Here is an 8099-nt window from a genome sequence, read left to right on the forward strand (position 1 = left end):
ACCGAGCGGGGAGCGAGTTCGAACTCCTCGCCCGCACGGATCAGTGCGTGCGCGCGCCTGCCGTCGACCTTGATGGCGCTGACGCTCGACGGGATCTGCTGGATGTCTCCGGTGAGGGTGTGCACCTGCGCGGCGATCTCCTCGTCCGTCACGCCGGACGCATCGGCCGACGCCACGACCTCGCCCTCGGCGTCGTCGGTCGTGGTGGCCTGACCCAGCCTGATCGTGGCCGTGTACGCCTTGGTGGTCAGTGCGAGGAGCCCCAGCAGCTTCGTTGCCCGCTCCACACCGAGCACCAGCACCCCGGTGGCCATCGGGTCGAGAGTGCCCGCGTGCCCGACCTTCCGGGTGCCGAGCAGCTTGCGGCACCGGGCCACCACGTCGTGGCTGGTGACGCCCGCATCCTTGTCGACGATGAGCAGTCCGGCGCCGACGAGACCGGAAGAGGGCTTTTCACGTGCAGACACGAGGCCCGATTCTGCCAGCCCTCGTCACCGCACCGAAATCAGTGCACCGCAATGGCGGTGATGATCAGGCCGTCGGACACCATCCACCGTCCGTCGAACGACGCCAGCGGTGGGCCGTCGACCGTCTCTCCGGAGATCAGGAGATCCGAATGGAACGTGCCTGTGCCGTCCCCGGACGCCTCGAACGTGATGTGCGCGTCCTCGAACCCGAGCCACCGGGCGGTGAGCGGGAACCACGCCTTGTACGTCGCCTCCTTGGCGCAGAACAGCAGCCTGTCCCGGTGCACGGGACCGCCGGTGGCGGAGCGCCACAGCCCGGAGTCCGCCGCGCCCGACAGCCAGTCGCGTTCGGCGGGCAGGCTCACCGCGTCCAGCACACCGTCGGGGAGCGCCTCGTGCGGTTCGGCGTCGATCCCCACGGACCGCACCTGCATGGCGTAGCCGAGCACCGCGCCGCGGTAACCGTCGCAGTGGGTGAGGCTTCCGACCACGCCGCGCGGCCACACGGGGGACCCCTTGTCGCCCCGCAGAACAGGGGCCTGGTCCACGCCCAGCTTCGTCATCGCCAGGCGGGCGCAATGACGTGCGGTGGTGAATTCGCGGCGCCGCTTCTCCACCGCCCTGCCGATGAGCGCCTCCTCCTGCGGGTGCGGACGCAGGCCCGGCGGATCGTCGAACAATTCCGACGACACCACTCCGGCAGGCAGAATTCTCTCGATCACAGGGCCCCCCTCGCCCGCATCTTCTCCACTTCGGCTTCCTGTTCGGGGGTCACCTTGAAGTGGCCGCCCCACTTGTTCAGTGTTCCCGGCGGGTACTCCGGCACCGGGAGGATCTGCCGCAGGAGGCGGTCCGGGAGTCCCCGCCGCTGCCACTCCCGCGGGTAGCCCAGCGACACCTCTTCGAACCGCACCCCGTCGTAATAGGTGGTGCGCGGAATGTGCAGATGCCCGTACACGGCGCAGACGGCGTTGTACCGGGTGTGCCAGTCCGCGGTCAGTTCGGTACCGCACCACAGGGAGAACTCCGGGTACCACAGCACCTGCGTCGGTTGACGCACCAACGGGAAGTGGTTGATCAGCACGGTGCGGGTGCCCGTGGGCAGGGCGTCCAACCGGGCCTTCGTCGCCTCGACGCGGCTGCGACACCAGGCATCCCGGGTTCCGTAGGGTTCGCTCGACAGCAGGAACTCGTCCGTGGCCACCACGTTCTTCTCGCGCGCGATCGCGAGACCTTCCTCCTTGGTGGTGGCACCGTCGGGCAGGAACGTGTAGTCGTACAGCAGGAACATCGGGACCAGGGTGATCGGGCCGTCCTCGGCCTCCCACACCGGGAACGGGTCCTCGGGGGTGATGACGCCGATCTCCCGGCACATGGTGACCAGGTAGTCGTAGCGGGCGGCGCCGTGGATCTGCACCGGGTCCTTCGCCGTCGTCCACAGTTCGTGGTTGCCGGGGACCCAGATGACCTCGGCGAAACGACTGCGCAGGAGTTTCAGCGCCCACCGGATGTCGTCGGTCTTCTCCGAGACGTCGCCCGCGACGATCAGCCAGTCCTCGGGCGAGTCGGGATAGATGTCCTCGGTGATCGGGCGGTTTCCCCGGTGCCCCACATGGACGTCGCTCACCGCCATCAGTTTGGGTGCCACGTCAACCACCTTTCCGATCGTGTTCCGCCGCCGGATCGCTGTCCGATCCGTGTCGTGTCTGCAGGTCGGACCCGACCACTGCCCAGCGGCCCGTTCCGACGCGCCACACGACCGCGAGCATCCGAAGAATTATGAACACCGTGAGACCCGTCCAGATTCCCGCCAGGCCCCAGTCGTGCAGCATCGACAGCCAGATCAGTGGGAGGAATCCGACCAACGCGCAGGACAGCGTGGCATTCCGGAGGAAGGCGACGTCACCGGCCCCGAGCAGCACCCCGTCGAGGGCGAACACGACTCCGGCGACCGGCATGATCGCGACGAAGAACCACCACGCCACCGCCATCTCGTCGAGCACGGCCTGATCGGAGGTGAACAGTTCGGGGATCACCCCGTGGCCGAGGGCGAAGATCAGGGCGAGCCCTGTCGCGAAGATCGTGGACCATCGGGTGATGCGCCACGACAGTCGCGTGGCGCCCTTGGCGTGTCCGGCGCCCAGCGCGGCACCGACCAGCGCCTGTGCGGCGATCGCCAGGGAGTCGAGGGTGAGGGCGACGAGGTTCCACAGCTGCAGCACCACCTGGTGCGCGGCGACCGCCGCGGCACCGAACCGGGACGCGACGGCGGCAGCCGAGAGGAAACACGCCTGGAAGGCCAGGCTCCGCAGGATCAGATCCCGGCCGAGCACCATCTGGGCGCGCATGACGTGCCACCGCGGACGCAACGGCACCCGCTCGACCACCAGCGCTCCGACGAACAGGCTCGCGGACACCGCCTGACCGATCACGTTCGCGACCGCCGAACCCTCGAGTTCCAGCCGCGGCGCGCCCCACAATCCGTGCACCAGCACCGGGCAGGCCACGGCCGACACGGCGAGACCGGCGATCACGAAACGGAGGGGCCGCACCGTGTTCTGCACGCCGCGCATCCACCCGTTGCCCGCCATCGCGACGAGAATCAGCGGGGCCCCGAACACCGCGATCCGCAGCCAGCCCTCGGCGGCCGCCGCGATGTCGGAGCCGCCGGCGATCGCCGAGGTGACCGGCCGCGCGAACAGGTGGGCCAGCGCGATCACGAGCGCGCCGATGCCCAGTGCCAGCCACGTGGCCTGCACGCCCTCCCGGACCGCGCCGCGCTCGTCGCCGGCACCGTGCATGCGGGACGCACGCGCCGTCGTGCCGTAGGACAGGAACGTCAGCTGCGTGCTGACCTGGGCGAGGATGAGACCGCCGACGGCGAGGCCCGCGAGCGCCAGGGCGCCCAGCCGACCGACGACGGCGATGTCGAAGAGCAGATAGATCGGTTCGGCAGCGAGGACACCGAGCGCGGGCAGCGCCAGCCCGAACACCGTCCGGGCGGTCGCGTCGCCCGTGACTTCCGAGACGTCAGCCAACGAATTCGGACCTCAGCCGAGCGACTCGACGAGCGAGGTCACGATCTCGTCCGCAGAGCACTCGGCCGTGTAACCGGCGGCGAACCGATGACCGCCGCCGCCGAGATACCCGGCGACGACCGACACGTCCACGTCGGACTTCGATCGCAGCGACACCGACCAGGTGCCGTCCACCGCCTCCTTGAGGACGGCGGCGACCTCGGCCTCGGACGTCGTCCGGACGATATCGATGACGCTTTCGATCTCCTCCGAGCGGAGGTCTCCGATGTAGGCCCGCCGGATGACCGCGTACACCAGTCCACGCCCTCCCGCTGCGTCGGGGACGAGCGTCGCCGATCCGAGCACCGAGGACAGCATGGGCAGCCAGCCGAACGGGTGAGTGTCGAGCAGGCGCCGCGCGATGCGGGCTCCGTCGATTCCGGTGGCGAGCAGCCTCTCGGCCAGCGTGTGGGTGCCGGGCTGCACCCAGCGGAACGAACCGGTATCGGTCACGAGTCCCGCATACAGGCAGTGCGCGAGATCGGCGTCGATGTCCACACCCCACAGGTCGAACATCTGTGCCACGACAGCGGTCGTCGACTCCGCGGACTCGTCGATCAGGTTCATGCGACCGAAGCGGGTGTTGGACCGGTGGTGATCGATGACGAGGGTGTCGCCCGCGTTCGCGAGCCGGTCGGCGAGCTTCCCCAGACGCCCGGCACTGCCGCAGTCGACGGTCACGAGCAGGTCGACGTTGCGGCGCACCTGATCCGCCGGCACCAGCAGGTGGGTGCCCGGCAGTTCGCGCATCGACTCCGGTAGTTCGTCGGGCGCGCCGAAGGCGACCTGTACCGGAATCCCTTTGCGCTCGAGCACCAACGCCAGGGCAAGTCCACTGCCGATCGTGTCGGCATCGGGTTGGACGTGACACAGAATCGTCACCGACGTCGCGTTCTCGAGAACGGCGACCGCCTGCGGCAGAAACACCTCGTGACGATCGAGATCAGACAGGGACGTCTCCTGAGTGTGGGTCATGTCGGTTCGTGTCAGTCCGCCTGGCGGGAACCGGAGGGCTCGTCGACTTCCGCGTCGTCCGCGTCCTCGGCTCGGGGCTCCTTGTACGGGTCGGGGTCGCCGGCCGGGGACGCACCGGCCGCGACACGCGCGACCTCGTCGTCGGCGGCGCGTGCGCGGGCGAGGAGTTCCTCCATGTGCCGCGCGGTGTCGGGGACCGTGTCCGCGACGAACGTCAGCGTCGGAGTGAACCGGACTCCGGTGCCTGCGCCCACCTTCGAGCGCAGAACGCCCTTCGCCTTCTCCAACCCCGCGGCTGCGGCGGCGAGGTCCGGTTCGGACTCGAGGTCGGCACCCATCACGGTGTAGTACACGGTGGCGTCGTGGAGGTCGGCCGTCACCTTGGTATCGGTGATCGTGACGAACGCCAGGCGAGGGTCCTTGATTTCGTGGTCGATCGCCGTCGCGACGATCGTGCCGATGCGCTTGGCGAGTTTGCGTGCCCGGGCGGGATCCACCATGACAATCAGACTCCTCTCCCTGGCCGCTGGATAAGTTGTGAAGTTGCGTGTGTAGCTGTAGTTCATTCTGCACGCCGGGCCGCGGATGCGGCGGGGCGGGCAGGGCACTCCGAGTCAGTCCTCGGGGCCGAAAATCCGTCGCCGGACCGCAAGGAGTTGCAGTTCCGGCAGCTCGGCGACGTGCCGTTCGCACGTGTCGAGTACCTCGTGTACGTGATCGACCGCCGAACTCGCCATCGTGACACCGAGCATCGACCGGCGGTACCGATCCTGTTCCCCGGTCTCCGCCGCCGAGACGCCGTAGCGTCGCAGCTCCGCCAGAACCGGTTTGACCATTGCACGCTTCTCTTTCAGAGATCGCACGTCACCGAGCAAGATGTCGAGCTCGAGCGCACCGACGTACAAACTTTCCTCCTTCGGGGAGACGTGCGCTCCCCCGGCCGAGTCGATCGGCCGGAGAAGCGCACGCCGGATGACGCTGCTGCGTCACCCCAAACGGATGGCGACTAGTCGCGCGGCTTTTCCCGAAGCTCGTAGGCCTCGATGACGTCACCGACCTTGATGTCGGAGTAGGTGAGCGTCAAACCGCACTCGTAACCCTCGCGTACCTCGACAGCGTCCTCCTTCTCCCGCTTCAGCGAGGAGATGGTGACGGTCTCGGCGACAACCGTGTTGTCACGCAGCAGCCGGGCCTTCGCATTGCGACGGATGGTACCCGAGGTGACGAGGCAACCGGCAATGTTGCCGACCTTGGACGAACGGAACATCGCGCGGATCTCCGCCTTGCCCAGCTCGACCTCTTCGTAGATCGGCTTGAGCATGCCCTTGAGAGCCTTCTCGACCTCGTCGATGGCCTGGTAGATCACCGAGTAGTACCGGATGTCGACGCCCTCGCGGTTCGCCAACTCGGTCGCCTTGCCCTCGGCGCGGACGTTGAACCCGATGATGATCGCGTTCGACGCGGCGGCCAGGTTGACGTTGGTCTCGGTGACGCCACCGACACCACGGTCGATGACCCGCAACTGCACCTCGTCGTCGATCTCGATGCCGTGCAGGGCCTCTTCCAAGGCCTCCACGGTTCCCGAGTTGTCGCCCTTGAGGATGAGGTTGAGCTGCGACGTCTCCTTGAGAGCCGAATCCAGGTCCTCGAGGCTGATGCGCTTGCGGCTCTTCGCGGCCAGCGCGTTGCGCTTACGCGCATTGCGCCGGTCGGCGATCTGACGGGCGATGCGGTCCTCGTCGACCACGAGCAGGTTGTCGCCTGCACCGGGGACCGACGTGAAGCCGACCACCTGGACGGGACGCGAGGGCAGGGCCTCGAGCACGTCGTCGCCGTGCTCGTCGACCATGCGGCGCACACGTCCGTATGCGTCGCCGGCCACGATCGAGTCGCCGACCCGCAGCGTTCCGCGCTGGATGAGCACGGTAGCGACGGGGCCGCGTCCACGGTCGAGGTGCGCCTCGATGGCGACACCCTGAGCGTCCATGTCCGGGTTGGCCCGCAGGTCCAGGGCAGCGTCCGCCGTCAACAGCACGGCTTCGAGCAGTGCGTCGATGTTGGTGCCCTGCTTCGCCGAGATGTCGACGAACATGGTGTCTCCGMCGTATTCCTCGGCGACCAGTCCGTACTCGGTGAGCTGCTGCCGGATCTTGTCCGGGTTCGCGCCTTCCTTGTCGATCTTGTTCACCGCGACCACGATCGGCACGTCGGCCGCCTGGGCGTGGTTGATCGCTTCCACCGTCTGCGGCATGACGCCGTCGTCGGCGGCGACGACCAGGATCGCGAGGTCGGTGGCCTTGGCACCACGGGCACGCATGGCCGTGAAGGCCTCGTGACCGGGGGTGTCGATGAACGTCACGAGACGCTCGTTGCCGTCGAGCTCGGTCAGGACCTGGTAGGCACCGATGTGCTGCGTGATTCCGCCGGCCTCGCCCTCACGGACGTTGGCCTTACGGATCGTGTCGAGCAGTCGGGTCTTACCGTGGTCGACGTGGCCCATGACGGTGACCACCGGCGGACGGGACTCGAGGTCCTCTTCGCCACCTTCGTCTTCGCCGTAGGTGAGGTCGAAGCTGTCGAGCAGCTCGCGGTCCTCGTCCTCCGGGCTGACGACCTGGACGACATAGTTCATCTCGCCGCCGAGCAGTTCCAGCGTCTCGTCGTTGACCGACTGGGTCGCCGTCACCATCTCGCCGAGGTTGAACAGTGCCTGCACCAACGCTGCGGGGTTCGCGTCGATCTTCTCAGCGAAGTCCGACAGGGATGCACCGCGGGCGAGGCGAATGGTCTCGCCGTTGCCACGGGGCAACCGCACGCCGCCGACGGCGGGCGCCTGCATCGAATCGTATTCCTGGCGCTTCTGACGCTTCGACTTGCGACCACGACGCGGGGCACCACCGGGGCGACCGAACGCACCTGCTGCCGCACCGCGCTGACCGGGGCGTCCACCGCCACCCGGACGACCGCGGAAACCACCTGCGGGTGCTCCGCCACCGGGCGCGCCTGCGCCGGCACCGGGGGCTCCGCCACCGCGGTATCCACCGCCGCCGCCACCGGGACGACCGCCGGGGGCTCCGCCGGGACGGCCCGGACGACCGCCGGGAGCGGGACGCGCCGAACGTGCAGGCATCGCGCCCGGGTTCGGGCGAGGAGGCATCGAGCCGGGGCTGGGACGGGGACCGCCCTGACCGGGAGCCGGACGGGGACCGCCCTGACCCGGTGCGGGACGAGGTCCACCCTGACCGGGAGCCGGACGGGGACCGCCCTGACCGGGAGCCGGACGAGGTCCACCCTGACCGGGAGCCGGACGGGGTGCACCCGGACGCGGTGCGCCGGGAGCGGGGCGGGGTGCCGGACGCTCGGCGGGAGCCGAGGAGTACGGGTTGTTACCGACACGCGGGGGCTTCGGGCCGGGACGGGGTCCGCCGGGCTTGGCGCCCGTGGACGGAGCCGCGGGTGCACTGGCAGCCGGGGCTGCGGGTGCGGCCGGAGCTGCGGGTGCGGCCGGAGCCGGGGCAGCCGGGGTGGGCCGACCGGGCTTGGGAGCATTGGTCGCCGGGGCAGCCGGGGTGGCTGCGCT

The 8099-nt window shown here is 69.0% G+C and carries 8 protein-coding genes; all 8 read right to left on the bottom strand.

The window, feature by feature from the left end; all coding sequences use genetic code 11:
• On the bottom strand, window positions 1-467 hold a 467-nt coding region (gene truB, locus AC1D1G_RS37695; RefSeq protein WP_477956128.1), incomplete at its 3' end, for a tRNA pseudouridine(55) synthase TruB.
• Window positions 468-505: 38 nt separating this feature from the next.
• Window positions 506-1189: a 4'-phosphopantetheinyl transferase Npt gene (npt, locus tag AC1D1G_RS37700; RefSeq protein ID WP_283334745.1), complete on the bottom strand. Its 684-nt coding sequence runs from the start codon at window positions 1187-1189 to the stop codon at window positions 506-508.
• Window positions 1186-2115 carry a metallophosphoesterase family protein gene (locus AC1D1G_RS37705; RefSeq protein WP_280784646.1) on the bottom strand — a complete coding sequence of 310 codons (930 nt, stop codon included), beginning with the start codon at window positions 2113-2115 and terminating at the stop codon, window positions 1186-1188. Before AC1D1G_RS37705 ends, npt begins: the two co-directional genes overlap by 4 nt.
• Before the next feature lies 1 nt (window position 2116).
• The gene (locus tag AC1D1G_RS37710) at window positions 2117-3505 is read right to left on the bottom strand and encodes an MATE family efflux transporter (protein WP_317571348.1); all 1389 of its coding nucleotides are present in this window, start codon (window positions 3503-3505) and stop codon (window positions 2117-2119) included.
• Window positions 3506-3517: 12 nt separating this feature from the next.
• Window positions 3518-4519, bottom strand: a complete 1002-nt coding sequence (locus tag AC1D1G_RS37715; protein ID WP_280784644.1) for a DHH family phosphoesterase — start codon at window positions 4517-4519, stop codon at window positions 3518-3520.
• A gap of 11 nt (window positions 4520-4530) precedes the next feature.
• Window positions 4531-5019 (bottom strand): 30S ribosome-binding factor RbfA, encoded by a 489-nt coding sequence (rbfA, locus tag AC1D1G_RS37720; RefSeq protein WP_105419283.1) that lies wholly within the window; start codon window positions 5017-5019, stop codon window positions 4531-4533.
• Between the two features lie 114 nt (window positions 5020-5133).
• The gene (locus AC1D1G_RS37725) at window positions 5134-5424 is read right to left on the bottom strand and encodes a DUF503 domain-containing protein (protein ID WP_005240674.1); all 291 of its coding nucleotides are present in this window, start codon (window positions 5422-5424) and stop codon (window positions 5134-5136) included.
• 101 nt (window positions 5425-5525) lie between these two features.
• On the bottom strand, window positions 5526-8099 hold a 2574-nt coding region (infB, locus tag AC1D1G_RS37730; protein ID WP_477956129.1), incomplete at its 5' end, for a translation initiation factor IF-2.

The sequence above is a fragment of the Rhodococcus sp. P3_B8 genome, assembly GCF_056402775.1.

Bases quoted from the DNA above. Each gene is read 5' to 3' on its own strand.
- AC1D1G_RS37715 (WP_280784644.1), bottom strand. From the start codon at position 4,519: ATGACCCACACTCAGGAGACGTCCCTGTCTGATCTCGATCGTCACGAG.
- rbfA (WP_105419283.1), bottom strand. From the start codon at position 5,019: ATGGTGGATCCCGCCCGGGCACGCAAACTCGCCAAGCGCATCGGCACG.